The sequence below is a fragment of the Sporosarcina sp. P2 genome, from assembly GCF_002743255.1.
GTDB lineage: Bacteria > Bacillota > Bacilli > Bacillales_A > Planococcaceae > Sporosarcina.
Genome location: NZ_PDYY01000004.1, coordinates 190,857 through 216,918, shown reverse-complemented (window position 1 = coordinate 216,918; position 26,062 = coordinate 190,857). Strand labels below are relative to the sequence as shown.

The 26,062-nt window shown below is 43.6% G+C and carries 26 protein-coding genes and 1 riboswitch; of the genes, 6 read left to right on the top strand and 20 right to left on the bottom strand.

The genetic code is table 11. The features are described from left to right. Positions 1 to 31: 31 nt before the first annotated feature. From sufU to CSV67_RS06440, 15 genes are all read right to left on the bottom strand, one after another. Positions 32 to 469, bottom strand: a complete 438-nt coding sequence (sufU, locus tag CSV67_RS06510) for a Fe-S cluster assembly sulfur transfer protein SufU (RefSeq protein ID WP_099630789.1) — start codon at positions 467 to 469, stop codon at positions 32 to 34. Then, positions 459 to 1,688 (bottom strand): cysteine desulfurase, encoded by a 1,230-nt coding sequence (locus CSV67_RS06505; protein WP_099630788.1) that lies wholly within the window; start codon positions 1,686 to 1,688, stop codon positions 459 to 461. The genes sufU and CSV67_RS06505 overlap by 11 nt, the downstream gene beginning before the upstream one ends. Further along, positions 1,688 to 2,995 (bottom strand): Fe-S cluster assembly protein SufD, encoded by a 1,308-nt coding sequence (gene sufD / locus CSV67_RS06500; protein WP_099630787.1) that lies wholly within the window; start codon positions 2,993 to 2,995, stop codon positions 1,688 to 1,690. The genes CSV67_RS06505 and sufD overlap by 1 nt, the downstream gene beginning before the upstream one ends. Positions 2,996 to 3,013: 18 nt before the next feature. Next, the gene (sufC, locus tag CSV67_RS06495) at positions 3,014 to 3,793 is read right to left on the bottom strand and encodes a Fe-S cluster assembly ATPase SufC (protein ID WP_099630786.1); all 780 of its coding nucleotides are present in this window, start codon (positions 3,791 to 3,793) and stop codon (positions 3,014 to 3,016) included. Positions 3,794 to 4,060: 267 nt separating this feature from the next. Beyond that, the gene (locus tag CSV67_RS06490; protein WP_099630785.1) at positions 4,061 to 5,242 is read right to left on the bottom strand and encodes a dicarboxylate/amino acid:cation symporter; all 1,182 of its coding nucleotides are present in this window, start codon (positions 5,240 to 5,242) and stop codon (positions 4,061 to 4,063) included. A 367-nt stretch (positions 5,243 to 5,609) separates the two neighbouring features. Continuing rightward, on the bottom strand, positions 5,610 to 6,467 hold the full coding sequence (locus tag CSV67_RS06485; RefSeq protein ID WP_099630784.1) for a MetQ/NlpA family ABC transporter substrate-binding protein: 858 nt from the start codon (positions 6,465 to 6,467) through the stop codon (positions 5,610 to 5,612). Between the two features lie 65 nt (positions 6,468 to 6,532). Beyond that, positions 6,533 to 7,201 (bottom strand): methionine ABC transporter permease, encoded by a 669-nt coding sequence (locus CSV67_RS06480; RefSeq protein WP_099630783.1) that lies wholly within the window; start codon positions 7,199 to 7,201, stop codon positions 6,533 to 6,535. Next, positions 7,194 to 8,219 carry a methionine ABC transporter ATP-binding protein gene (locus CSV67_RS06475; RefSeq protein WP_099630782.1) on the bottom strand — a complete coding sequence of 342 codons (1,026 nt, stop codon included), beginning with the start codon at positions 8,217 to 8,219 and terminating at the stop codon, positions 7,194 to 7,196. The genes CSV67_RS06480 and CSV67_RS06475 overlap by 8 nt, the downstream gene beginning before the upstream one ends. A gap of 343 nt (positions 8,220 to 8,562) precedes the next feature. Beyond that, positions 8,563 to 8,668: riboswitch (SAM riboswitch) on the bottom strand. A 49-nt stretch (positions 8,669 to 8,717) separates the two neighbouring features. Further along, positions 8,718 to 9,017: a thioredoxin family protein gene (locus tag CSV67_RS06470; RefSeq protein WP_099630781.1), complete on the bottom strand. Its 300-nt coding sequence runs from the start codon at positions 9,015 to 9,017 to the stop codon at positions 8,718 to 8,720. Continuing rightward, on the bottom strand, positions 8,998 to 9,363 hold the full coding sequence (locus CSV67_RS06465; RefSeq protein WP_099630780.1) for a toprim domain-containing protein: 366 nt from the start codon (positions 9,361 to 9,363) through the stop codon (positions 8,998 to 9,000). The genes CSV67_RS06470 and CSV67_RS06465 overlap by 20 nt, the downstream gene beginning before the upstream one ends. A 62-nt stretch (positions 9,364 to 9,425) precedes the next feature. Next, complete coding sequence (gene gcvH, locus CSV67_RS06460) at positions 9,426 to 9,806, bottom strand: glycine cleavage system protein GcvH (protein WP_085131467.1); 381 nt, start codon at positions 9,804 to 9,806, stop codon at positions 9,426 to 9,428. Positions 9,807 to 9,882: 76 nt separating this feature from the next. Beyond that, complete coding sequence (locus tag CSV67_RS06455) at positions 9,883 to 10,242, bottom strand: arsenate reductase family protein (RefSeq protein ID WP_099630779.1); 360 nt, start codon at positions 10,240 to 10,242, stop codon at positions 9,883 to 9,885. Between the two features lie 608 nt (positions 10,243 to 10,850). Beyond that, the gene (locus tag CSV67_RS06450; RefSeq protein WP_369803151.1) at positions 10,851 to 12,650 is read right to left on the bottom strand and encodes an acyl-CoA dehydrogenase family protein; all 1,800 of its coding nucleotides are present in this window, start codon (positions 12,648 to 12,650) and stop codon (positions 10,851 to 10,853) included. Positions 12,651 to 12,680: 30 nt separating this feature from the next. Continuing rightward, positions 12,681 to 13,856, bottom strand: a complete 1,176-nt coding sequence (locus CSV67_RS06445; protein ID WP_099630778.1) for an acetyl-CoA C-acetyltransferase — start codon at positions 13,854 to 13,856, stop codon at positions 12,681 to 12,683. Between the two features lie 26 nt (positions 13,857 to 13,882). Then, positions 13,883 to 16,267 carry a 3-hydroxyacyl-CoA dehydrogenase/enoyl-CoA hydratase family protein gene (locus CSV67_RS06440; RefSeq protein ID WP_099630777.1) on the bottom strand — a complete coding sequence of 795 codons (2,385 nt, stop codon included), beginning with the start codon at positions 16,265 to 16,267 and terminating at the stop codon, positions 13,883 to 13,885. 208 nt (positions 16,268 to 16,475) lie between these two features. Here CSV67_RS06440 and CSV67_RS06435 point away from each other — a divergent pair, with 208 nt between their 5' ends. Together CSV67_RS06435 and CSV67_RS06430 are read left to right on the top strand one after the other, a co-directional pair. After that, complete coding sequence (locus tag CSV67_RS06435) at positions 16,476 to 16,796, top strand: thioredoxin family protein (protein WP_099630776.1); 321 nt, start codon at positions 16,476 to 16,478, stop codon at positions 16,794 to 16,796. A gap of 242 nt (positions 16,797 to 17,038) precedes the next feature. Then, the gene (locus CSV67_RS06430) at positions 17,039 to 17,554 is read left to right on the top strand and encodes a C39 family peptidase (RefSeq protein WP_099630775.1); all 516 of its coding nucleotides are present in this window, start codon (positions 17,039 to 17,041) and stop codon (positions 17,552 to 17,554) included. On the opposite strand, the gene CSV67_RS06425 is transcribed toward CSV67_RS06430, so the two are convergent. Continuing rightward, positions 17,543 to 18,430, bottom strand: coding sequence for a 5'-3' exonuclease (locus CSV67_RS06425; RefSeq protein ID WP_099630774.1), 888 nt, complete (start codon positions 18,428 to 18,430; stop codon positions 17,543 to 17,545). The genes CSV67_RS06430 and CSV67_RS06425 overlap by 12 nt on opposite strands. A 115-nt stretch (positions 18,431 to 18,545) precedes the next feature. On the opposite strand from CSV67_RS06425, the gene CSV67_RS06420 reads away from it, so the two are divergent. After that, positions 18,546 to 19,052 (top strand): hypothetical protein, encoded by a 507-nt coding sequence (locus tag CSV67_RS06420; RefSeq protein ID WP_233192569.1) that lies wholly within the window; start codon positions 18,546 to 18,548, stop codon positions 19,050 to 19,052. A 27-nt stretch (positions 19,053 to 19,079) separates the two neighbouring features. After that, on the top strand, positions 19,080 to 19,709 hold the full coding sequence (locus CSV67_RS06415) for a hypothetical protein (protein ID WP_099630773.1): 630 nt from the start codon (positions 19,080 to 19,082) through the stop codon (positions 19,707 to 19,709). A gap of 156 nt (positions 19,710 to 19,865) precedes the next feature. On the opposite strand, the gene CSV67_RS06410 is transcribed toward CSV67_RS06415, so the two are convergent. The 4 genes from CSV67_RS06410 to CSV67_RS06395 form a co-directional block, all read right to left on the bottom strand. Beyond that, entirely contained in the window at positions 19,866 to 20,552 is a 687-nt protein-coding gene (locus CSV67_RS06410) for a DNA alkylation repair protein (protein WP_099630772.1), read from the bottom strand. Positions 20,553 to 20,576: 24 nt separating this feature from the next. Next, positions 20,577 to 20,990 carry a CotY/CotZ family spore coat protein gene (locus CSV67_RS06405; RefSeq protein WP_099630771.1) on the bottom strand — a complete coding sequence of 138 codons (414 nt, stop codon included), beginning with the start codon at positions 20,988 to 20,990 and terminating at the stop codon, positions 20,577 to 20,579. A gap of 108 nt (positions 20,991 to 21,098) precedes the next feature. Then, complete coding sequence (locus CSV67_RS06400) at positions 21,099 to 22,118, bottom strand: YheC/YheD family endospore coat-associated protein (protein ID WP_099630770.1); 1,020 nt, start codon at positions 22,116 to 22,118, stop codon at positions 21,099 to 21,101. Positions 22,119 to 22,124: 6 nt separating this feature from the next. After that, positions 22,125 to 23,348: an ATP-grasp domain-containing protein gene (locus CSV67_RS06395; RefSeq protein WP_099630769.1), complete on the bottom strand. Its 1,224-nt coding sequence runs from the start codon at positions 23,346 to 23,348 to the stop codon at positions 22,125 to 22,127. Between the two features lie 309 nt (positions 23,349 to 23,657). On the opposite strand from CSV67_RS06395, the gene CSV67_RS06390 reads away from it, so the two are divergent. Continuing rightward, positions 23,658 to 25,058 (top strand): FAD-binding oxidoreductase, encoded by a 1,401-nt coding sequence (locus CSV67_RS06390; protein ID WP_099630768.1) that lies wholly within the window; start codon positions 23,658 to 23,660, stop codon positions 25,056 to 25,058. Continuing rightward, positions 25,055 to 26,029 (top strand): bile acid:sodium symporter family protein, encoded by a 975-nt coding sequence (locus CSV67_RS06385; RefSeq protein ID WP_099630767.1) that lies wholly within the window; start codon positions 25,055 to 25,057, stop codon positions 26,027 to 26,029. The genes CSV67_RS06390 and CSV67_RS06385 overlap by 4 nt, the downstream gene beginning before the upstream one ends. Positions 26,030 to 26,062: the final 33 nt, after the last annotated feature.

The following is a 26,062-nucleotide window of genomic DNA, read 5'->3' as shown; positions in this document are numbered from 1 at the left end:
CGTTCCATAATTGCTCGTACTATGGCCAAGGTCATTGCGACTCGCCAGAGACTCCCTCTTCCATCGCCTTCCAGCTCAATGTTGCACATTTAATGCGGGCAGGGAACTGCGCGACACCCGATAATGCTTCTAGGTCGTCAAGATCAATCGACTCGTCCAACTCTTTGCCTAACATCATATCTGAAAAAGTATGTGCTAACTTAACTGCTTCTTCAGTCGTTTTACCTTTGATCATCTGTGTCATCATAGATGCGGATGCCATTGAAATGGAACATCCTTCCCCTTCAAACTTGACGTCTTTGACGATGTCATCTTCCACGTTCATTGTTAAACGGATGACGTCGCCACAAGTCGGATTATTCATGTCAATTGTGACATTACCGTTCTCTAGAACGCCTTTGTTTTTCGGATGTTTATAATGCTCCATGATTACAGAACGATAAAGTTGATCTAGTTTATTAGTAGACATCGTTAAAATACTCCTTTGTTGTGCGAAGTCCTTCCACGAGGCGATCTACGTCATCAGTGGTGTTATAAAGATAGAAGCTGGCACGCGCTGTTGAAGAAACATCCAACCATTTCATCAATGGTTGTGCACAGTGATGACCTGCACGAACAGCTATACCATTCATATCGAGTACAGTTGCGACATCATGAGGATGGACGTCATCCAAGTTGAATGTGACCAATCCTGCACGCTGATCGGGATCTCTTGGTCCATAAATGGTCAAGCCGTCGATTTCAGACATTTTATCCATAGCATAACCAGCTAGTTCGTGTTCATGCTGTTCGATAGCGTCCAAACCGATTTCTTCCAAGAAGTCGATAGCTGCACCGAGTCCAATAGCTCCTGCAATAATAGGCGTACCACCTTCAAACTTCCAAGGTAATTCTTTCCACGTAGATTCGTATAGTCCGACAAAATCAATCATCTCGCCGCCGAATTCGATGGGTTCCATATTATTGAGTAAATCCTTTTTACCGTAGAGGACACCGATGCCGGTAGGTCCACACATTTTGTGTCCGGAAAATGCAAGGAAGTCGCAATCTAGTTTCTGTACATCAATTTTAACATGTGGAGCTGCTTGCGCAGCATCCACACACATCACCGCACCGTGTTGATGGGCAATTTTCGTGATTTCTTCAATCGGATTCATCGTGCCGAGAACGTTGGAAACATACATGATGGAAACAATTTTCGTTTTATCTGTAATGGTTTCCCGTACTTTATCAAGTGATAACGTACCGTCTTCTTCTAAATCAATATATTTTAACACTGCGCCAGTTTCTTTGGCGAGCTGCTGCCACGGAATGATATTGGAGTGGTGCTCCATATGTGTAATGACGATTTCGTCACCTTCCGAGACATTGGCACGGCCATAGCTTTGCGCAACTGTGTTAATCGCTGTTGTTGTACCGCGCATAAAGATGACTTCTTGCGTGGATTTAGCATTAATGAATTTACGGACTTTCTCACGAGCGCCTTCATAACCATCTGTCGCGCGATTTCCAAGTGTATGCACTCCACGGTGAACATTGGAGTTATCGAAGCGATAATAGCGATCCAGGGCCTCAATTACTTGCACAGGCTTTTGTGAAGTCGCAGCGCTATCCAAGTAAACAAGTGGATGTCCATTGATTTCTTGGTCTAATATAGGGAAATGATTGCGGATGTCTTTGCTGAGCATTAGCGCACTTTCCTTTCAATAACCTCCGTCAATTGTTTTCTAACTCCTGCGATCGGCAATTTGCTAACAACTGGAGCTAAGAAACCATGAATGATGAGGCGTTCTGCTTCTTCTTGTGTAATACCACGGCTCATTAGATAGAACATTTGCAGTGGGTCCACACGTCCTACTGAAGCGGCGTGACCTGCTGTTACATCATTTTCATCGATAAGCAAAATCGGGTTCGCGTCTCCACGTCCTCTTTCACCTAACATAAGAATACGGGACTCCTGCACCGCGTTCGAGCGAGTTGCGCCTTTAGCGATACGTCCAATTCCGTTAAAGATAGCGGATGAGTTTTCTTTCATTACACCGTGCTTCAAGATGAAAGCGTCTGTGTCAAGTCCCCAGTGTACGATTTCAGATGTAAAGTTTTGTTTCTGGCTACCGCGTCCAACTACAACGGATTTCATATCACTAGATGAGCCGTCACCGACTAGATGCGTGATGTTTTCAGAAATCGTATTGCCGTCGTTCATTAATCCAAGTGCCCACTCAATGCGTGCACGTGGTCCCGTGACACCGCGACGGTTGACATACGTTGTCATACCTTCCGCTAATACGTCGACTGATCCGTAGACAATTTTCGCATTGGCCATAGCAAATACTTCCGCTACAATGTTCGCTTGTGTTGCCGCATGCTCCATAGTAGAAAGATAGCTTTCTACATAGGTTACTTGACTGTTTTCTTCTGCAACGATGACTACGTGGTTGAACAGTGAGGCTTCTTCATTATCGTGAATGAAGAGTACTTGTAGTGGATCTACGATTACTACGTTTTTAGGTACGTAGACAAATACTCCACCGTTGATCAATGCCGCGTGAAGAGCCGTTAACTTATGCTCATCCACTTTGACACCGTCAGTCATCAAGTATTTCTGTAACAACTCACTGTGTTCGCGTGAAGCCGTAAAGATATCCGTCATAATAACGCCTTGTGATTTCAAATCTTCAGACAGTGAAAGATATGCAGGTGTGTTATTGTGTTGCACGTAAATATTTTGTTGTTGTTCGTCATCGATCAATGCTTTCGCTTCAGTCGGTAATTCTTCCAACCCTGCGAAGATCGAGCTCTCAACTGTATGTGAAGGGAATTCCGTGAAATTCCAATTGGTAATTTTAGTTTTATCTGGTTTTGGCATTTCGAGCACTTCAGCTTTCGCTAGAGCGTTCGAACGAAAATCTGCCATCCAAGCAGCTTCCTCCACTTTTGCGGAATAAGAGCGGACGTCTTGTTCGGTCAATGCCAATGTTGTTTCAACCGTCATTTTGAGTCGTCCCCTTTCTTATGCTTCTTGTCCAACAGTTTCGTCTTCGATACCTAGTTCTTCTTTGATCCAGTCGTATCCTTCAACTTCAAGTTTCTTGGCTAGTTCTGAACCACCCGTTTTAACGATTTTACCTTGCATGATGATATGCACTTTATCTGGCTCGATGTAATCCAACAAACGTTGGTAGTGAGTGATAATTAAGCAACCGAAACCTTCGCCGCGCATTTGGTTGATTCCGTTAGAAACAATTTTCAATGCGTCGATATCCAGACCTGAGTCAATCTCGTCAAGTACTGCGAACTTTGGCTTCAACATCATAAGTTGGAGAATTTCATTACGCTTTTTCTCTCCACCTGAGAAACCTTCATTCAAATAACGAGTGGCCATATCTTCTTCCATTTCAAGAACTTCCATCTTGCTATCCATTTCACGAATAAATTTCATCAAAGAAATCTCATCGCCTTCTTCACGACGTGCGTTCACTCCAGAACGGAGGAAATCTGCGTTCGTTACGCCAGTGATTTCACTTGGATATTGCATAGCTAGGAATAGACCGGCTCTCGCACGCTCATCTACTTCCATTGCTAATACGTCTTCACCATCAAGCATAATGGATCCGGAAGTAACTTCATATTTCGGGTGACCCATGATTGCTGATGCAAGCGTGGATTTCCCCGTACCATTTGGACCCATGATTGCATGGATCTCATTTGTATTTATTGTTAAGGTAACACCTTTTAAGATTTCTTTGTCCTCAATTCGGACATGAAGATCTTTAATTTCCAAAATTGCCATTCCAATACCTCCAGTATGATCGCGTTGAATGGTTATGATCCATTCTCTATTTAGTATCATTCTAATCTTAACCCATATTCGATTGGGTTGCAAATCTTTAAGAAACATTACACATATTGGCTAATTTCATTACAACTACGCGGATGGTTATATTTTTCACGATATGTATTTTTCATTTGACAACTAGTGAATGAGAATAAACCAGTTCTTAGTACATAAGAATTAGAAAGAAAAAAAGCCGGTCAAGTAACCGACTTTTCTACTACTCTATACTTTTTTAGTGAAACGGTCGACGATCATCGCAAGCGCGCCGTCACCTGTAACGTTCGTTGCTGTTCCGAAACTATCTTGCGCTAAATAGAGTGCAATCATCAATGCTACCATGCCATCACTGAATCCAAGCATAGTCGTTAGAAGTCCAGTTGCCGCGACAACTGCGCCACCCGGTACACCAGGAGCGGCGATCATCGTAACACCTAACATAAAGATAAATTGTAAATACGAACCAAAACTTACATCAAAACCGTTCATCAGCATAACACCAATCGAACATGAAACAATCGTAATCGTACTACCTGACAAGTGGATAGTTGCGAATAATGGAACCGCGAAGTCCGTTACACGCTCCGAAGCACCCGTCTTTTTTGCCTGACGCAGCGTAACCGGAATCGTTGCAGCAGATGACTGCGTTCCGATCGCTGTCAAATACGCTGGCAGCATCGTTTTCATTAACACGAACGGATTCCGTTTGTTTAACGTACCCGCCACTGTGTACTGGAATGTCAGCATGGTCAAATGAAGAATAATAATCATGATGAAAACAAATACAAAGACTGAAAGTACATTTGCCACTTCACCTGTATACGTCATATTCAGGAAAATTCCGAAAATATGGAAAGGTAATAATGGAATGATGACGACAGATATGACTTTATCGATAATTAAATTAAACTCATCGAAGAACGACATCATCGTCTTCCCATTAATCGCCGCCATTCCAATGCCAAGCACGAATGCCAATAGCAAAGCAGTCATGATCCCCATCACCGGATCCATTTCCATTTCGAAGAACGCTACTCCCGCTTCACGTGCGCCTTCTGCAACGTCCGTCTTCGTCGCTGGACGAATAAAGTTCGGCAAAATATTTATTGCTACAACATACGCAAGCAATCCCGCAATAACCGTAGATCCATACGCAAATGCAGCAGACATGCCAAGTAATTTTCCGGAACCTGCGCCAAGTTTTGCAATACTTGGTGCGATAAACGCAATGATAATCAGCGGAACGATAAAGTTCAAGAATCCACCGAATAACATATTAAAAGTAGCTGCTAAACGAACGAACCAATGCGCAAATCCTTCATGGATCAACGGCAATACTAAACCCAGTCCGATCGCCAGCCCAATGGCGATGAGAATTCGCCAAATGAGCCCTAATTTAAACTTCACAATACGTCCTCCTCAAATACACATATGTATTACTCAAACAAAATCAACTTTATCACAAGTCGATTGAATAAAGAAGATTTTATTTAGATTTATGTGATGTTTTTCTTGCGGGTTGTTAGGAAGTGGATTTGGTGGTGTAGTTTGGAAATTGGATAGGGTGGATTGTGTGAACACGAAAGCACATTGAGCGGGGCTCGCGCGGGATAGAGCGGATAGACCAGCGCATTAAGCGGGTCACGCGCCAGATAGAGCGGATAGACCACACATTGAGCCAATCTCCGCCAACATGCAGCAACCACTCCAACACACCCACCAAGCATACAATTAAAAAAGCCGGCAGCTGCGATAGCTACCGGCGTTCATTGTATTATTTTACAGGAACAACTGATCCAGACCACTCATTCAAAATGAAATCTTGAATTTGCTCTGAAGTCAATACTTCTACCAATGCTTTGATAGCATCGCTGTCTTCGTTGCCGCTCTTCACAGCAATTACGTTAACATATGGAGACTCTTTATCTTCCAATGCGATCGCATCTTCCATTGGATTTAACCCCGCATCGATAGCGAAGTTGGAGTTGATTAATAATGCATCGCCTTCATCGTTATTATACAACTGAGGCATTAACGCTGCTTCGTAGTTCGCATCAAACTCCAAGTTCTTTGGATTTTCTACGATATCGCCTACTTCAGCTTTTACTTTTTCCACGTCATCCGCTAGCTTGATCAATCCTTTTTCTTCAAGCATAGAAAGTACTCGACCGTGATCCGCAACAGAGTTACTGATTAAGATCGTCGCTCCGTCGGGAAGTTCTTCCAACGACTTATATTTCTTAGAATATACACCGATCGGCTCGATGTGAATAGCGCCTGCATTGACGAAGTCATAACCGAAATCGGCAATTTGGCTCTCAAGATAAGGGATGTGTTGGAAATAGTTCGCATCCAGTGTACCTTCGTCCAAATCTTTGTTTGGCAGTACATAATCTGTGTAAGTCTCGATTGTTAAATCATAGCCTTTTTCAGCTAATAATGGCTTAGCTTCTTCCAAAATGATTGCGTGTGGTGTGTTAGATGCACCGACTACCAAAGACGTTTTCTCGCCTTTCCCTGCTTCATCTACATCTGGCGCTGCATTATCTTTGCTACCTTCGTCTTTCGATCCGCAAGCAGCCAATGCAAGCACTAGTACTGCTGCGAATAGACCGAATAAAAATTTCTTCATATCCACATTTCTCCCTTTCTATTATAGAATATTTCTATGGTTAACAGGTTTCCCTGAAAATCCTATTATCGCTTGTCCAAACGTTTTGTAATGAAATCACCAATAAATTGAATGATAAATACGATAATCAATACTAGAATCGTTGCCATTAACGTGACATCTTCCCGACTCCGCTGGAACCCTTCCAAATACGCGAGCGTACCTAGTCCGCCTGCACCGATCACACCTGCCATCGCGGTATATCCGACGAGCGCAATCGAAGTTACCGTAATTCCGGAGACTAGTGCTGGCATGGATTCTGGTAACAAAACTTTGAAAATGATTGTGGACGTTTTAGCCCCCATGGAACGCGCTGCTTCGATAACCCCTTTATCGATTTCCTGCAATGCAATCAATACCATACGGCCATAAAATGGAGCGGCACCGATAATTAATGCGGGTAATGCGGCATTCGGTCCACGCATACTGTCGAATAATAATTTTGTAAATGGAATTAATAAAATAATCAAAATGATAAACGGAATCGACCGGAATATATTCACGAAGGCGCCTGTAAAGACATTGGTGATTTTATTCGCCCATAACTGCCCTGGACTTGTTAAAAACAACAACAAACCAAGTGCGATACCTAAGACAAATGTAAAGAACGTGGAGTAAGCCGACATATAAAGCGTCTCACCTGTTGCTTCCCACATTTTATCCCAATTCACGTTTGGGAACCATTGCTCAATCATGGATCAGCACCTCCGTCTTCACTTCATTGGCATCCAGGAAAGCAATTGCTTCCTCTATAACCGCCACGTCCCCTACTAGTTGCAAGACGAGTGTGCCGTATGCGCCGTCACGTGTTGTCGAAATATTTCCTTGCACGATGTTGACATCAATTGGGAATTTGCGGATTAATTCAGCAAGCACCGGCTGCTCAGTACGTTCGCCAATGAAAGCTAGCTTGATCAACTTGCCATGAGGCGACTCTTGCTGTAAATGTGCCATCGCTGCGTCCGTATCGCCGGTATCGGTTACTTGTGAAATGAAACGCTTTGTAATATCCGCTTGTGGGGATTGGAAGACATCTAGTACATTGCCCATTTCCACGACTTTCCCCGCTTCCATGACCGCCACGCGATGACAGATCTTCCGGATGACGTGCATTTCATGCGTAATCAACACAATCGTTAGTCCAAGACGCTCATTAATATCTGTTAGTAAATCAAGAATCGCATTCGTCGTCTCTGGATCTAGTGCGGACGTCGCTTCATCACAGAGTAAGACTTCAGGATCATTTGCAAGTGCGCGCGCAATGCCGACACGTTGCTTCTGACCACCTGATAATTGCGATGGATACGCCTGTTCTCGACCTGTCAATCCAACGAGATCGATCAATTCCTTCACTTTTTGCTTACGTGCCGATTTCTTTACGCCAGCAATTTCGAGAGGAAACATGATATTCTCTTCTACTGTTCTAGACCACAGTAAGTTAAAGTGCTGGAAGATCATGCTGATTTTCTGACGCGCATTCCGAAGGCCAGCACCTTGTAATGAAGTCATTTCTTGTCCGTGAATCATGATACTGCCGGACGTAGGCGTTTCAAGACCGTTCAATAGTCGAATTAATGTACTCTTTCCTGCCCCACTGTACCCGATGACGCCGAAAATTTCTCCCTCTTTGATGGATAATGTCACGTCATCTACCGCGACAATTTCTGAACGGTTCAATTGGAACTTTTTATGAACGTTTGTTAGTTGAATCATTTTCCGCACCACCTTATTAAGTCTTTTAAATCTGTTTTTTTAGAATACTACAAGCACTAGGCTCTCGGGTCGTTTCAGACGTACCAAAAAGGCAAAGAGCGCCTTTGTGGTACGTCTTCCAACGCCTGTCGAGCCTACATGGCGCTTTCCACTTTAGTTTCATCTAGCTTCAGATGCCAGCTCCTCGGGTCGTTTCGATCTTAAGATCAAGGCAAAAAGCGCCTTGCTTTTAAGCTCTCCAACGCCTGTCGGAGCTAAACGGCATCTGAAGCTTTAGTTTAAAAAAGCCTTCCTGCAGATAAGCAGAAAGGCCGAACGTATGTAGTTATGTACGTTACCATTTCTCTCATCTATCAAAGCATTACACTTTGAGTGATTTGGCACCATTTCACATATGTGACGGTTGCCGGGCTTCATAGGGCACTTCCCTCCGCCTCTCTTTATAAGAGTTACGTATTCAATTGATTAACTACTTATACCATACTTTTATTTCAATTGTCAACTGAGCTTCTCTAGTAGATACGGGACGGATTGAAAGGCGTAAATCTTTTCTACAGGCTGTCCTTTTCGCTGAATGAGTAAACAAGGAACACTTTCCACCTCATATTCAGTTGCGATTTCCTGGACATAATTCAAGTCTGCCTTTCCAATCGGTAGTTGCGGGCGCATTGTCTCGATCACCGTAAGCATTTTTGAAGCGACTGCACACGTTCCACACATTGGTGTATATAAATAAAAAGCGGCTACTTGCTCTGTAGCCTGTGTGCGTTGCCAGTCTTCAATTGTCCAATGATTCATGTTGTCCACCTGCCAAATACTTGGAATGTACTTTAAAATTAGCAGCAGCTAAAATGCTTGCCAATAGCTTAACGGGAGTCGTTTCCACTTGACGGTAGAGACGATCCGTGTATAAATGTCTCGCTTCTGGATACAGTTGTTTGAACAGCTTACGAATGGACTCACCGGAGGCGTCCGCATCCATAAAGACGAACAGATCTTGCTGCTCGTACGGTTCAAGCAGTTCTTCAATATGATACGCACTGATCGTGCCATTCGTACAAAGAATCTCTACAGGCTCTGCAAGGATCGGTACTAGCCGCTTACGATCCGAACCGCCTTCTACAATGAGAACTTTCGGGTCCATCCTGTTTCCTCCTAGCGTGTAAAAAAGCGCTGAGACGTTCCAGCGCTTTTTCTTTTGGAATATTATTCAGCTGTCATTTCTTCGTACTGCTCAGCTGTCATTAACTCATCCAGTTCAGCTTTGTTATCGATTTCAACTACTACCATCCATGCGTCTTCATATGGAGATTCGTTAACCAATTCAGGGCTATCTTCAAGGTTTTCGTTCACTTCTACAACTTTACCAGTTAATGGAGCGTACAATTCAGAAACCGTCTTCACTGATTCAACGCTTCCGAAAGGCTCGTCTGATTTCAATTGATCGCCAACCTGTGGCAATTCAACAAATACGATATCCCCTAGTTCAGACTGTGCGAAATGTGTGATGCCGATACGGTATTTACCGTCTTCTTCTTTTACCCACTCATGCTCTTCTGAATAACGCAAATCTTTTGGTGTGCTCATGTCGTTACCTCCAAAAATATAATAGTTTAACTTCCTTTAGTTTGCCATAGTTCCCCTGTAAAGACAAGAACCTAGATCACTTCTTCCATGTTTCCGTGAACGTGGTTTCATTAAATCCAACAGTCACTTTTTGGGCGTCGGAAACGATTGGGCGTTTGATGAGCATTCCGTCTGAAGCGAGGAGCGCGATCTTTTCATCATCCGTCATAGTTGGCAGTTTATCTTTCAAATTGAGCTCACGATATTTCATGCCGCTCGTGTTGAAGAACTTTTTCATTTCAAGTCCGGAATTCGCGATCATGTTGCGCAATTCGTCTTCGCTTGGAGGTTGTTCAGCGATGTTCTTTTCATCGAATGAAATCCCCTCGTCCGTAAGCCATTTCTTCGCTTTGCGGCACGTGGTACATTTTGGATAGCCGTAGTATGTTATAGTCATAATAATCAATCCTTCCTTTTTTTCAGTATAGCAAATAAAGGGGGTTGGGTACTAGCTAAGTGCAGGGAGAAGCTTGCATGAGGATAGGGGTAGGGATTTGCGCTCTAGGCGGATGCGTTCGGGAGGGTGGGCGGTGAACCACACCCCTTCGCTTCGCTCGCTGGGTGTTTCACCTGTCCCACTGATCCTCCCCGAGTCGCCGCCTGCCGCTCCAATCCCTTGCAATGTGTGCGGGTGATACTCTTTATTGCGCATCGAAGTTAGGGTTGTAAACAATTTTGAACTTTAATTTCAACATTTGAATTTAAATAAGTAAAGACATAATAATACTTCACATACAAACGACAGTAAGTGATCTAAGTCTGTCCACTTTCAACGTAAGGATTGTAACGGAAGCTGGGGGCGACTCCCGGAGGATCAGCCCGATCAGGTGAGACAACTAAGAGAGCGAAGCGAACAGTTGGCTCACCGCGGGCCCTCGGGAAAGCGTCCCCCAGCTGCAGTGGAAATCCCATGACATCACTCTTCACTCACTGAACTTGAACTTAAACAAATACCAACCAAACCAAAAAACGCCCCACATAGGAGGCGTTCTGTCTAAACTATACTCAAACGATATACTTCTCTGCTTCGATCAACTTCTCTGCCACTTCACGCTTCTTCGCAATGATATTGTACGGATTATTACGAGTTAACTTGCGCAAAGCCGAAATCATCATACGCTGGTTGTCGCCGTCGACCGCTGCCAGCAACGTCTCTTTCGCTGCTGCTTCGATACGTCCGAACGCTTCCTGACAGAAAATCTGTGTATATAGAAGCTTTTGCTTCTCTTTCTCTTCACCATTCTTGTTGATGGCCTTCTCCGTACGAAGCACTGCAGACTCCATACCGAATAAATCATTCGCAATATCTGCGATGTTCACAAGAATCTCTTGCTCCTGATCGAGCTTCGCACCGTAACGTTGTGCTGCAATTCCCGCAACCAAGATACCGATCTTCTTCGCATTCTTCACAAGCATTTTCTCTTGAGCCAACGCTTCGTCTCCCACTTCTTCCGGCATCAGCATTAACAACTCTTCTTGCAATGCTTGTGCTTGTTGAAGCAATGGCAATTCGCCTTTCATTGCTTTCTTCAAGAACGTGCCTGGAACGATCATACGGTTGATTTCATTCGTTCCTTCGAAGATACGGTTAATACGGGAGTCACGGTAGATGCGCTCTACTTCATACTCTGCCATGAAACCGTACCCGCCGTGAATTTGTACTGCCTCATCAGATATATAATCCAAAACTTCTGAACCTACTACTTTGTTAATAGAACATTCAATTGCGTATTCAGCAATCGAAGCCGCCACTTTTGCGCCGTCCTTTTGCTCTTCAGGGGTCATCGCCGCGTTCCGCTCTTCGAAGTACCCAACCGTACGATAGATCAAACTTTCTGTTGCGTACAACTTAGAAGCCATCGTACCGAACTTTTCCTTCGTTAAGTTGAATGAAGAAATCGGTGTGTCGAATTGTTTACGCTGGTTAGCATATTTGATAGCCAATTCAAGTGCACGTTTGGATCCGCCAATTGTACCTACTCCAAGCTTGTAACGGCCAATGTTCAAAATGTTGAACGCGATGACGTGACCGCGACCAATTTCCCCTAATAAGTTTTCAACAGGTACTTCCGCGTCCTCTAAGATCAATGTACGTGTAGAAGAGGATTTGATCCCCATTTTCTTCTCTTCTGGTCCTACGGAAACGCCTGGGTACTCTCTTTCCACAATAAATGCTGTGAATTTGTCGCCATCTACTTTTGCGTATACTACGAAGACATCGGCAAATGCAGAGTTCGTGATCCACTGTTTTTCACCGTTTAGTACATAGTGTGTACCCGCAGCGTTTAATTTAGCAGTGGTCTTCGCGCCTAGTGCGTCTGACCCTGAGCTCGGCTCTGTCAATGCATAAGCCGAAATTTTCGCTCCACTTGCAGAGTTCGGCAAGTATTTCATTTTTTGTTCATGGTTACCGAATAACACGATCGGCAAAGTACCGATTCCTACGTGTGCACCGTGGGTAATCGAAAAGCCGCCTGCTACGGATAGCCTCTCCGCGATCAATGCGGATGAAATCTTGTCCAACGCAAGACCTTCATACTCTTCTGGAATATCCGCAGCTAGAAGTCCTAGATCTCCAGCTTTCTTCAGCAATGTTACGGAGTTTTCAAACTCATGGTTCTCTAGCTTTTCAATTAACGGCATGACGTCGTTTTTTACGTACTCTTCCGTTGTTTTGGCGATCATCTTTTGCTCATCTGTAAAATCCTCCGGTGTGAAAACGCGACTAGCGTCCATGTCCTCAGTTAAAAATGCTCCACCTTTTACGAATTCAGTCATAGTAGTTCCCTCCATAGCTTTAGTCATGTAATTTCCCCCTATTTGTTTGTCTGTTTTTTATAGAACTTCGAATACTCCAGCTGCTCCCATTCCGCCACCGATACACATCGTGACGACACCGTACTTTTTGCCTTGGCGTTTCAATTCATTAATTAATTTCAAAGTCAAAATCGTTCCTGTTGCACCTAATGGGTGACCTGATGAAATCGCTCCACCATTGACGTTCACTTTATCCATATCCAATCCAAGTTCGCGAATCACAGCGATTGACTGGGATGCGAACGCTTCATTGAGCTCGAAAAGGTCGATGTCTTCAATAGATAGACCGGCTAGTTTCAACGCTTTCGGCACGGCTACTATCGGTCCGATCCCCATCACTTCTGGTGGAACGCCGCCTACTGCGAATGAAAGAAATTTTGCTAACGGCTGTAGTCCACGCCCTTCAGCCACTTCTCTATCCATTAATAAAACCATTCCTGCCCCGTCAGAAGTTTGTGACGCGTTACCTGCTGTTACGGAACCTTGCGCTGCGAATGCCGGACGTAATTTCCCAAGTATTTCAGTCGTTGTCCCTGGACGTACACCTTCATCCATTTCGAATAAAATGGTTTTTTCCTGATACTTGCCGTCTGCATCGACAAAACGCTTCGTTACTTCAACGGGTACAATTTCATCGACAAATTTATCTTCTCTGATTGCGGCTTCCGTACGTTTATGTGATTCAACTGCGAACGCATCCTGATCTTCACGGGAGATACCGTATTTCTGCGCCACTTGCTCCGCTGTATGTCCCATCCCCATGTAGTATTCCGGTGCGTCTTCCGCCAGTTTATAGTTCGGACGAATCGTATTGCCCATCATTGGGACCATGCTCATCGATTCAACGCCACCTGCTAACACTGCTTCGGAGTGACCCAGCATGATGCGTTCTGCCGCATACGCGATTGACTGCAAACCGGATGAACAAAAACGGTTGACTGTTACAGCTGGTGTCGTGTCGGGTAAACCTGCCAACGCACCGATATTACGCGCGACATTCATTCCTTGCTCCGCTTCTGGCATCGCACAACCGATGATTAAATCGTCAATTGGTCCATCATAATTCCCTGCACGCTTCAATGTTTCCTTTATAGTCAACGCCCCCAGATCATCCGGACGGACAGTTGCCAACGAACCTTTTCCTGCTTTTCCAATCGGTGTTCGAGCACCGGCTACAATTACTGCTTCGCGCATTCTGTTTCCTCCTTTAGCTATCCTCATCAGTTACGTAACGGTTTCCCCTTGACCAGCATATGCTGCATACGCTGCTGTGATTTCGGTTCTGCCACTAAACTTAAAAATGCTTCGCGTTCTAAATCAAGTAAGTACTGCTCATCGACACGTGTACCATATGGAATTTTCCCGCCTGACAGTACGTATGCAAGTTTCTTCGCAATCTTTAAATCATGTTCGCTAATGAATCCAGAAATGAACATCCCTTCAGCTGCCAGTAATAGTGTCGCATAGCCAGAATCACCTGTTACAGGAACTTTCGCTCTCTTCGGCGCTACATAGCCTGCTTCGAATAATGACAAAGCCGCTTGCTTCGCATCGTAGATCAGATGATCCGGATTGACACTTATGCCGTCTGCAAAGTCGAGGAAGTTGTTCTCTCTTGCCTCTTCAGCAGAGGTCGACGTTTTCGCCATCGCAATGGATTCAAATACTTTATTCGCAATATATTGATAATCAATAGGGACACCGTTCGGTAAACCTTTTAAGTGCTTCTGATACAAGTTGACGTTTCCGCCACCTCCTGGAATCAGGCCTACCCCTACTTCAACTAGTCCTATATACGTTTCCATAGATGCCTGAATATGTGCAGCCGGGAGACAAACTTCTGCCCCGCCACCTAGCGTCATTTGGAATGGCGCCGCAACAACCGGCTTCCCGCTATATTTGATCTTCAACATCGCATTCTGGAATGAACGGATGACAAAGTCGAGTTCAAAGATATTATCATCTTGTGCTTCCATTAAAATCATGCCAAGGTTTGCACCGACACAGAAGTTTTTCCCTTGATTGCCGATTACAAGCCCTTTGAAATTCCGCTCCACTTCGTCTACTGCGAAGTTGATCATCTGAATAATGTCCAAGCCAATCGCATTCGATGGTGAATGGAATTCAAGTAATGCGATGCCGTCTCCAAGGTCGATCAAGCTTGCGCCAGAATTTTTCTTGATGACTCCGTGCTTTTTCTTATACTGCTTCAAGTTAATAGCTTTCTCATTCACTTGCACCATCTGATAGTCCGTGCCGTCGAAGTAGTACGTATCGCCATCTTCTTCTCTATAAAAAGTTTCATAGCCTTTATCGAGCAATGACTGAACGAGTTCAGGAATTTCTTTGCCTTCTTCTTTCAGCATGTCAACAGACTTCTTCACGCCGATCGCGTCCCAAATTTCAAACGGCCCTTGTGTCCAGCCGAAGCCCCATTTCATTGCGTTGTCGATCGAAACGATATCATCTGCAATTTCACCGTGAAGTTGTGCAGCATATAGCATCGTCGGTGTTAACGTATTCCACAAAATCTCGCCTGCACGATCTTTTGCATACAGTAACGTCTTCACTTTATTAGCTAGTCCTTTTTGCTGTTTCGCCATTTCTATTGAAGGCGCTTTCATTTTCTGTGTAGGAATATATTCAAATGTCTTCATATCCAATTCCATAATGTCTCGGCCTTTTTTCACATAGAAGCCTTGTTTGGCTTTTGCGCCGATCCAGCCATTATCGATCATTTTCGTTACGACATCAGGTAGTTCAAATATTTTTTGCTCTTCACCCGTTGTTTGATCGTAGACGTTTTTCGCAACGTGCATATACGTATCCAATCCCACAACATCTAATGTACGGAATGTGGCAGATGTCTGACGGCCGATCAATGTACCTGTAATCGAATCGATTTCTCCGATTGTATAACCGCGTTCAAGCATTTCATGCACTGTCACTTGTAAACCATACGTACCAATTCGGTTAGCGATAAAGTTTGGAGTATCCTTCGCAATTACGACTCCCTTACCTAAACGATCCTCACCGAACACCGTCATGAACTCTACAACTTCAGGCGATGTCGCTTGGGTAGGAATAATCTCAAGTAATTTTAAGTATCTTGGAGGATTGAAGAAGTGTGTTCCTAGGAAGTGTTTCTGGAAATCTTCCGAACGTCCTTCCGTCATCGCTTCAATACTGATCCCCGATGTATTGGATGAAATAATGGTGCCTGGCTTTCGCACATTTTCAATCTTTTCATATAAACTTTTTTTAATATCCAAGTTTTCTACAACGACTTCAATAATCCAATCTACGTCTTTTAATTGATCTAAATGGTCCTCGAAGTTTCCTGGTGTAAGTAATGACAAGCTATTCTTCGTTGTTAAAGGAGCTGGTTTTTGTTTTTGTAACTTCTCCAAAGCTGTAGCCGCAAACTTATTGCGGAATTGCGGATTATCATACGTTAAGCCTTTTGCTTCGTCATCAGCACCTAATTTCGGTGGTACGATATCTAGTAATAGTACGGGAATGCCTATATTCGCCAAGTGTGCTGCGATACCAGAACCCATAACTCCAGATCCTAAAACTGCCGCTTTTCTAATTTGATAAGTCACGTGCAATCCTCCTCTTATGTTTCTTGAATGAACACTCATTCATTTATCATGTAAAAAAAATACGCGTTGCCTATAATTGCTAGTATAAATCATTTGAAACTATTTCGCAATATTTATTTTGTATTTAATCAGACTTTTTAAAATAAGCAATTTAATACCAAACCATCTCTATTCATTGTACACTATTTACTGAATGGAGGCGATTTTGATGAAAGAAATTAAAACAGCTACGGAGTTTGAAGAAATCATTGCGAGTGACCAACCAGTACTTGTGAAGTTTGAAGCAGACTGGTGCCCAGACTGTAAGCGTATGGATATGTTCATTGATCCAATCGTTGAAAAATACGATACATACACATGGTATGAAGCGGATCGCGACGTTATTCCTGAAATTGCTGAAAAGTATGAAGTAATGGGAATCCCAAGTTTGTTAGTCTTCCAAAATGGCGAGAAGCATGCACATCTACATAGTGCGTTTGCGAAGTCACCTGAACAAGTTACGGAGTTTTTAGACGAAGTGAAGATTTGAAGTTGATAGGTGAAAATGCTGAGAGCCAATAGGTTCTCAGCATTTGCTTTATAGAGCGGTTGTATAACATGTATGGGCGGTTGCTTCGCTGCATTGAGCGGGTACGCAACTTGTATGAGCGCTTAGCCTGCTGCATTGAGCGCATAACTGGATTGATAGAGCGCTTAAGCAACAACTATGAGCGCCCACACATCAATCCCCCTTCACACACAACAACTTTCCCTAGAAAGGAGACGCTCTTCATGTCCAACTACATAGAAGTAAAAGGCAAATCCCAATATGACAACGACATTGAACCAAGCTACCGTCCGTCGGCTTGCGGACCTGTTACAGCGTATGTTTTGTTACGCCACTTCTTTCCGTCTGAACCGATTCCTTCTATTAATGAGTTGTATCGAACATTAGGTAGTACGAAGATTGGTTTGCCTACTTGGCGCTTTGTTCGTAGGCTGAACCGAATGCTTGGCTCGCAATGGCATGTGAAAGTTTGTCATGTGCAGCAGGCGATTGAGCAGATTGATGCAGACCGTCCCGTTGCGGTAAAATTTGATAAGTGGTTCAAGTTCAAATGGCGCGGTCGTTTTTCATTTGATTATCATTGGGTCGTGATGGTCGGATATGAATATGTAGAAAATCAACTGCATGTACTCGTTCATGACCACGGCGGCAGAAATCGCGCGAGCCGTGTACGTTCCATCCCCTATGAACCGAATAAAAAGATTTTGACGTTTGTTAAGATCGAACCGTTAAAACGGTGAAACAGGCAATCCTTGTTTAGCGATCATGGAATATCCTAGTTCTTCCATCACGTTAGCTGTTTCTGCAGTGAACTCGGGAATGATCAATTCTTCTAAAGGATCTTCGAGTTTGATTTCACAATGAATCGTTGCGAGCTCCTTCGAAATCATGAGCATTTCTTCTTCTGCATTCAGCTTCTTCTGTACACCGGCTGTTAATTTTTCTCTCGCCGCGAGCACACCATCAACCGAACCATACTCCTGTATGAGCTTCAACGCCGTCTTCGGCCCAATCCCCTTCACCCCAGGGTAGCCGTCACTAGAATCCCCAGTGAATGCTTTCATATCAATAAATTGCTTTGGAGTAATTCCATACTCTTCTATAAAACGAGCTTCCGTGTATTCATCATACTGCGTGAAGCCTTTTTTCGTTAGCGCAATTGACACATCGGGCTGTAGTAACTGAAGTAGATCTTTATCTCCCGACACCACTGTCAATTTCGCTTCGTCTTTCCACGTTTCAATTAACGAACCAATCAAATCATCCGCTTCCATATTCTTAATTCCGTAACTCTTCCATCCTAGTGTTTCCGATACTTCCCGTGCCATATCGAACTGGGGAATTAATTCCGGTGCAGGTGCAGGGCGATGCGCTTTATAGTCTGCGAATAATTCATTACGGAATGTTTTGGATCCCATATCCCAACACACCGCCAAATGTGTCGGTTGGAAAATCGAAATGGCACTCATCGTATGTCTAGCAAATCCTTGTACACCATTCGTCGGTACATCCGATGCATTTCGGAAAAACTGTCCGCTATGTGCCGTCGCAAAAAATGAACGGAATAACAATGCCATTCCATCCACTACTAAAATATGCGGTTTATTTTCATTCATTCTATTCCACTTCCTTTGTCTTTAGTTTAGCACAGCTGTCGAACGAAGAGATAATAAGGTCAAATAACCAACAGACTGCATATGATAAAACGAATAGAAAAGGAGGCGTAAAAAGTTGAATCCACAAGATGAATTTATGGGGTATCCGCAATATACAAATCCATATTGGCAAGGTGCTGACCCGCAAGGCTTCTCCACAGCACAATCGTATTCTTCATGGCAACCTTGGTTCCCAGGTATGCAATGGTTTCCAAGTATGCCCGGCTTCCCTGGATCACCGAGCTTTCCACAGCAACCGAATTTCCCTGGACAGCAACCAGGTCGGCCAGGGAATCCGGGATCGCCAAATCAAGGCGGTCAGGCGGTTGCTCCTACTTCCCCGCCACCGAGTCAAATACCGAGCTATCCAGAATTTCAGATGTTCGCGGTAGACCCAGGTGCCATCGCAGGTTGTTTGTATCGCTTCACGTATGTATGGACTTCTCGACGTAATGGATTCTGGTTTTATCCGACATTTGTCGGTCGACAATCCGTTGCAGGGTTTCAGTGGAATTCACGCAGATTCCGCTGGGAGTATATAGGCATTGATTTGCAACGTATTGAGCAGTTTCGTTGTGTGTGAAAGTAGTCTAAATGAAGGAGTGATCGTTTGAATCAGCAGGATGAAGGCATGTGGTATCCGAAGCTGCCTGACGGATATCCAAGTCAGCAGAATGAAGCACACCGCCAACAGTATCACCCGCAATATGGTCAACAACAGCAGGGGTGGCCAGGTGGTTATCCAGGATATCCACCACCAAATCAACAAAATCCGCAATGGCCACCTGGTTATCCAGGACACTCGGGGTATCCACCGCAACATCAACCCGGTTATCCAAGTTATCCTCATCAACCCACTTATCCAGGGCACTCAGGGTATCCTGGTCAGCAAGGATATCCAGGACATCATCAACAGCATGACAACCACGGTCATCACCAAGACCCTCATCACCATGGACAGCCAGGAGGTCATCCACAGCAAAGTGCACCGACTTCCGCTCCTCCAAATCAAATACCGAGCTATCCGGACGCTCATCTACGCGCAGTGGATCCGGGCGGCATAGCAGGCTGCTTGTACCGTTATACGTATGTATGGACTTCGCGAAACAAAGGATTCTGGTACTACCCGACATTCGTTGGCAGAACTTCAATTGCTGGGTATCGATGGGATCCACGACGGTACCGCTGGGAATATTATGGGTTAGATTTGCAAAAAATCGATTCATTCAGATGTATGTGAATTGAAATATTGCTTTCAAAATAATTTTAAGAGAAGCCTGACTATTTGTCAGGTTTCTCTTATTTTTTATCGCCCCCACTACTTTACGATCTGAATAACGGCTTTTTGAAAAGCCGTATTCACAACCAAAAACCTAGTCACAAGACTAGGTTTTTGTCAGCGCCTTTTCATACTGCGAAGTACTTGCTTCGTCTCTTGATCCACACGCGTCAACTCGGTAATTTTCTGTAACGCTTTATTATACGTAAATACATCCAATGAATTTCCCCCAGCCAAATAATCCAGTGTGGGGTCAGGCAACTTTACAAAACAACTAGACAACGCCCAAGCCACCGCCATTTTGACGTAATATCCTTCATGTTGCACATGATTTAGCAAACCAAGTACTCTGTCGATATAGTCGGACTCAATATAATAAACGAGCAACATGACAATTCCGAAGCGAAGTTCATATTCGTTCTCCGAAACTACATACGGTTGGAGGAATGACCAAACACGTTCCTTATGTTGTTTGGTCATTTTCAATCCTGAACAAAAACTGTCGCAAACGGACCAGTTATCTATTTTCGGAACAAATTTCTCTACGTACGTCAAAAGCTCTTCAATGTCCGCTTTTACGTAACCAATTACTAAACCTTGTAACATCACTTCTTCAAAATACTCATCATTCGCTGTCTGTAGATACGTCCGCCAATCATCTTTTGCAATGCCTTTTGCAAGTTTACGTAGTGCCGGCATTCGCACGCCAAGAATATTTTCGTTCGTCGGTATGAGTGCGGATGAAAACTTCTGATAGTCCGTATCTATTTGTTCAAAAATTTGTTTTCTAATTGTATTGTGCATATAAGTTCACCTGTTGGTTTGTATTTATTTTTTCGGTTCAATAGTAGGTAATTTTTTATCGACTAGCTTAGGGGGAAGTGGTGTGATGGTACAAAAACAATTGATATTGACTATAATACAGCTTTTCGTCTTCCTGAGGGAGTAAAATTCTTCGCAAATGTCTACTGGGTTGCCTTCCATATCGACTGGCTCCAGTAAAGTTAAGGTTGCACAGCATGTATCTATATCGAATTTTTCCAATCTGAAATAAGGGGTCTTTATACATTTATAATGAGCGCTGAATGGTGTTTGTAATTCGCAGTCATGAAGTGTAAAGGGGATCGTATCATAGACAGGAAACGAACAGACATATTGAAATCCTTGACTGAATGTAGCAATCAACTCTTGTTCTTCCAGTAATCTCTTCATCGCAACACAAATTGCACTAGGGGTAGTCATCGTTTTTCTTCCATCCCTTCATAGTATACGGTTCTACTATATATATGACAGAGCCCTAAGAAAGGTTAGGCACGGACAGACATTAATGGATAGTGCTTGGAATACACATCAGGTCGATTTATGTTGATTGGCAACATATACAGCATAAGGAACCAGATTCTTTGCTATATTAAATGCCAGTTCCTCATTTCCTGGTCTCCAATTCACTTCGAATATCCAAAGCTTATTATTTTCATCGACACCTATATCAATTCCAAGCTCATCAAATTCTATATCGAAAGTACTTTCGAATTCATTGGTAAAGCGATCAGCAAATTTCTCTAAAGTCTGTCTCATATTTTTTCGTTCATCGCCAAATTCTCTTTCTAAAAACGATCTAAGCATCCCCATACTGCCACCACGAGAAAGATTGCTAGTCACTCTGTCCATTGTACCGATCCGAGGATAAATAATCGAAATCATCCATTTCCCTTCCCCGTCTTTTTGAACATGTAGTCTGAAATCATATGGATTCCCGTCTTTAGTTCGGCAGGATATATACGGCTGGACCAAATAATCTTGCCCACTGATTAAATCTTGAAGTTCGGAAATAAGTTGTTTTCGATTTGTGGTTGTCTTCTCTGTATCAACTATCTTATGGTAATGCTCTCCATCTTGCTCGATGAACCAAATCCCCCTTCCTTGACTGCCGGATACTGGTTTCATAATCACTTTTTTATATTTCTTCATAGCATCCAACACATCTTCAGGTTTATCGATCCGTATCGACGGGATCAAATAATCCGCAAATTCGGGCATTTTACTGATCCTTCTATAGACACTCATTTTATTGCCGACTGAGTGTGAAGTGAAAGGAACAATCTTACTTAATTTAGTATAGACTTCAATGTCCTCATCGGTCTTCATCCCGCATGCATTGTAAATGACATCGGGAAACTTCATGTCTCGTTCTATCCACTCGCCTTTTTCATATACATAACCTGAGATTACCTTCGTTTTAAAATTAACGCCTTGTGGCGAAAAGTAGTAAAAATTCACTCCTTCCATTTTAGAGACAGCTGCCCAGGCAAAAGCTTTATCTACTCTGCTCGGGTGTTTCCTTGAATGCAACATCCCCACTGTAATCATCTGCTCTCACTCCTCGTTAGATTCTATATAAAACTTAATATTCTTCGCAGCATGCATAGCGTTTCGTTTCGCTTTTGATGCGGTGTCGCCGGAAGCTATGACATAGCCATACCGACTCCCCATTGAAATGGGCGGTGTCATGAATGTACCTTTACGTGGTTTCACGTAGACTTCCCGCACGCCTTCACGCTTCATTGCATAATTTTTCCCTGTCACTTTCAACAGTGTGCCATACGTGTTCACGGTAATATAATGCGTATAGATATGATGTTCGTGTCTTCTTTTCAAATTGATTTCTTCACCCATAAAGAGCTTCAACGTCTCTTCCATCAAATTAATACCAAAGGCCTCTTCGATCATGCGATTCATGGCGCCACCCGATATTCGTGGATTCAACTCAATCAACTTCCAGGTATCTCTGACATATCGTAACTCGAGATGACAGGCGACATTTTTTGCCCCGAGGTCGTTGCAAATCGATTCCACTGCGTTAACAAGCTTGGCATATAGTTTACTCTCTAGTGAAAGTTGAATATCATAACCGGTAATGATGAACTTCAAATCTTTTTGAATATCCTGTTTAATGACCGCAACTAGATGGAGCTCTCCTTCCACTACCACAAGTTCAACCAAATACTGCGGGCCGTCCAGATACTCTTCAATGACAATCTGCTGAGATGGATAGTTTTTCAACATACTTTTCATAACACGTGTCATTTCTTTTCGATCTTCTACGAGGTACACATCTCTTGACGCCTTTGACAGTGGCGATTTGATAATAAGGGGAAATGTCTCTTGCTCGCTGATGAACTTCTTCAAATCTAACGACGGCTCAAAAATCATAAATTTCGGTGTCGCTGCGTTTTTAGCCAATGCAGTTCTAGTTAACACTTTATCCTCCATTTTCAAATAGGCATCAGCAGAAATTCCTGCAAGGCAAAATTCATTTGCGAGATGCGCGGTCATCGATACAAATGGATCCACGAAACTAAAAATTCCTTTCAGCTTCAAACCCAACTTCTGTATTGCATAAATATGTTCACGGATCGTTGCTTCCGTTATGCGATCAATATGAATCATTTGTGTTACTTCCGGAAACTCCTCTCTTTGCTCGATAAATCTCGCATTCTCGGTTAACAACACCGTGGCATAGCCTAACCTTTCTGCCGCCTTTATAGCTTCCCTGCTCGAACCACTCTTCGTGGTTTCCACAAACAAAATCGTATTCATTTCACACACTCCTCAGCCAAAGCCTGTCATTTGTATAGGTTAATAAAAATACAAATAAAACAGTCAGTTATTTTTGTGTTCTTTTATTCATATGAAAGGGTGCTGCTAGTCAGATAGGCCTTCGAACATGCATGGATATAGTTTTTATGCTTATGAAACATTGAATAAAAGGAGGAAGATTAGTGAACTATCGTTGAATTATTCAGATTAATAAGTATAATAATATAATGTCCGATAAAATAGTTACAAAATTCTAATCAGTGGAATTACTTTCAAGAACATGAATTCATCATTAAGGAGAGAACAACTATGACAGCAACTACTGAAACAATCGTCCATGCTTTACAAGAGGTATTAACCGAACAACAAGTGACCATCAATGAAACCGTGCGTGAACTTCACGGAAAGGACGAATCCTACCATACGATGAAATTACCTGATATTGTCGTGTTCCCTTCTTGCACTGACGATGTAGTTAAAATTATGCGCGTATCGAAAGAGTGTAACGTAGCGGTCATACCATTCGGACTCGGCTCGAGCCTAGAAGGTAGTGTCATTCCGGATAATGGTGGCATCACAATAGACTTTTCAAACATGAACGCGATTCTAGACGTACGTGCAGAAGATTTCCTCGTTACCGTACAACCTGGCGTCACACGTACTCAATTAAATAAAGAACTGAAGAAACATGGATTGTTTTTCTCTGTCGATCCAGGGGCAGATGCGACACTTGGAGGCATGGCGGCAACGAATGCTAGCGGCACGACTTCCGTCAAATACGGCGTCATGCGTGATCAGGTACGTGACCTCGAAGTGGTCCTGGCAGATGGCACGGTCATCCATACTGGTAATAAAGCGGCTAAATCTGCATCTGGACTTCATTTAAACGGATTATTTGTTGGCTCAGAAGGAACACTCGGTTGCTTCACTGAGCTGACCTTACGCGTTTATGGTATTCCTGAATTCACAACAGCCGCCCGTGCATCATTCCCTACCGTTCATGACGCAGTGGAAGCAGTCGTTTCGATCTTGCAAGCAGGCGTTCCGATTGCACGGGTAGAATTGGTGGATGAGCCTTCTATTAAACAAGCGAATATCTTCAGTGAAACTCATTATCAAGAAAAGCCCACATTGTTCCTGGAATTCCATGGCAATGAAGCGGGGTTACAACAAGATGTCGAATTTACAAAAGAAATTGTTGCAGATCATCAGTGCACAACTATCGAATTTGAAACCGACAATGCAGAACGCAATCGACTATGGGAAGCTCGTCACAATCTGGCCTATGCCTATATTCATGGAAATCCCGGCAAAAAACTCATGGTCACAGACGTCTGCCTACCGATTTCCGAACTGGCGGACGCGGTCAATCATGCACGTGAAGTAGTCGAGTCACTTGAAATGCCAGGGGGAATCGTTGGCCACGTAGGCGATGGCAACTTCCACGTATTGCTGATGATGGATATGAATGATCCAGCGGAACTAGCGAAAGCCGACGAACTAAACGAAAAAATCGTTCACTATGCACTGGAACGTGGCGGTACTTGTACCGGAGAGCACGGTGTCGGAATCGGCAAACAGAAATACCAGCAACAAGAACACGGCGCTGCACTTCTTGTCATGCAGAAAATCAAACGAGCTCTCGATCCGGATAACCTACTCAATCCAAATAAAATTTTCCACCTGGATTCCGAGGTGATGAAACCATGAAAGCACTAGAAACAATCAGTTCTGTCGCAGGAAAGTACTTTGCATTTTGGGTCATCCTGGTCGCTGTGATCGCGTTCCTGTTTCCGAATCCTTTCCTCGGATTGGGTGCATACATCACGATTTTACTCGGTGTTGTCATGTTCGGAATGGGACTGACGTTACGTGCAGTGGACTTCAAAATTATTTTGACCAATCCACTACCTGTAATCATTGGCGTAGCCGCACAATTTATTGTGATGCCACTCACTGCTTTCGCTCTTGCTTATTTATTGAAGCTACCACCTGAACTAGCAGCTGGTCTCGTATTGCTAGGATCTGTTCCAGGAGGTACTGCTTCAAACGTTATGGTCTATCTAGCAAAAGGAAATCTCGCATTATCTGTTGCGATGACATCCCTTTCTACTCTATTGGCACCACTTGTCACGCCGCTATTATTACTATTATTAGCTGGACAATGGCTACCCGTGGATGCGTTGTCGATGTTTAAGTCTATCGTCCAAGTCATCATCATTCCAATTGTGCTAGGATTACTCATCCAACGATTTTTCCCGCTAGCGGTTGCGAAAAGTGTATCGGTCGTACCGATTATTTCAGTCGTTGCGATTCTCATCATTGTCGCTGCGGTTACTTCCGCTAACACAGGCAACGTCGCAAGCTCAGGTCTACTCGTATTTATCGCCGTGTTCTTGCATAACGGGATCGGATTACTTCTCGGTTATTTGATTGCACTTGGACTCGGATTGAACGAAAACGACAGACGGGCCATTTCACTCGAAGTCGGCATGCAAAACTCCGGACTAGGTGTAGCGCTCGCCACTGCCCACTTCGGACCACTTGCTGCACTTCCAAGCGTATGGGGTGCTATCTGGCATAATATTTCCGGTCCAATTCTTGCGACGATTTGGTCGAAGAAGCCGACGAAAGTTATCGAGGAACCGGAAGCTTTGATTCAAGCAAAATTACATGTATAGATCAACCACGCCATAACTCGATTTCCATGTCGA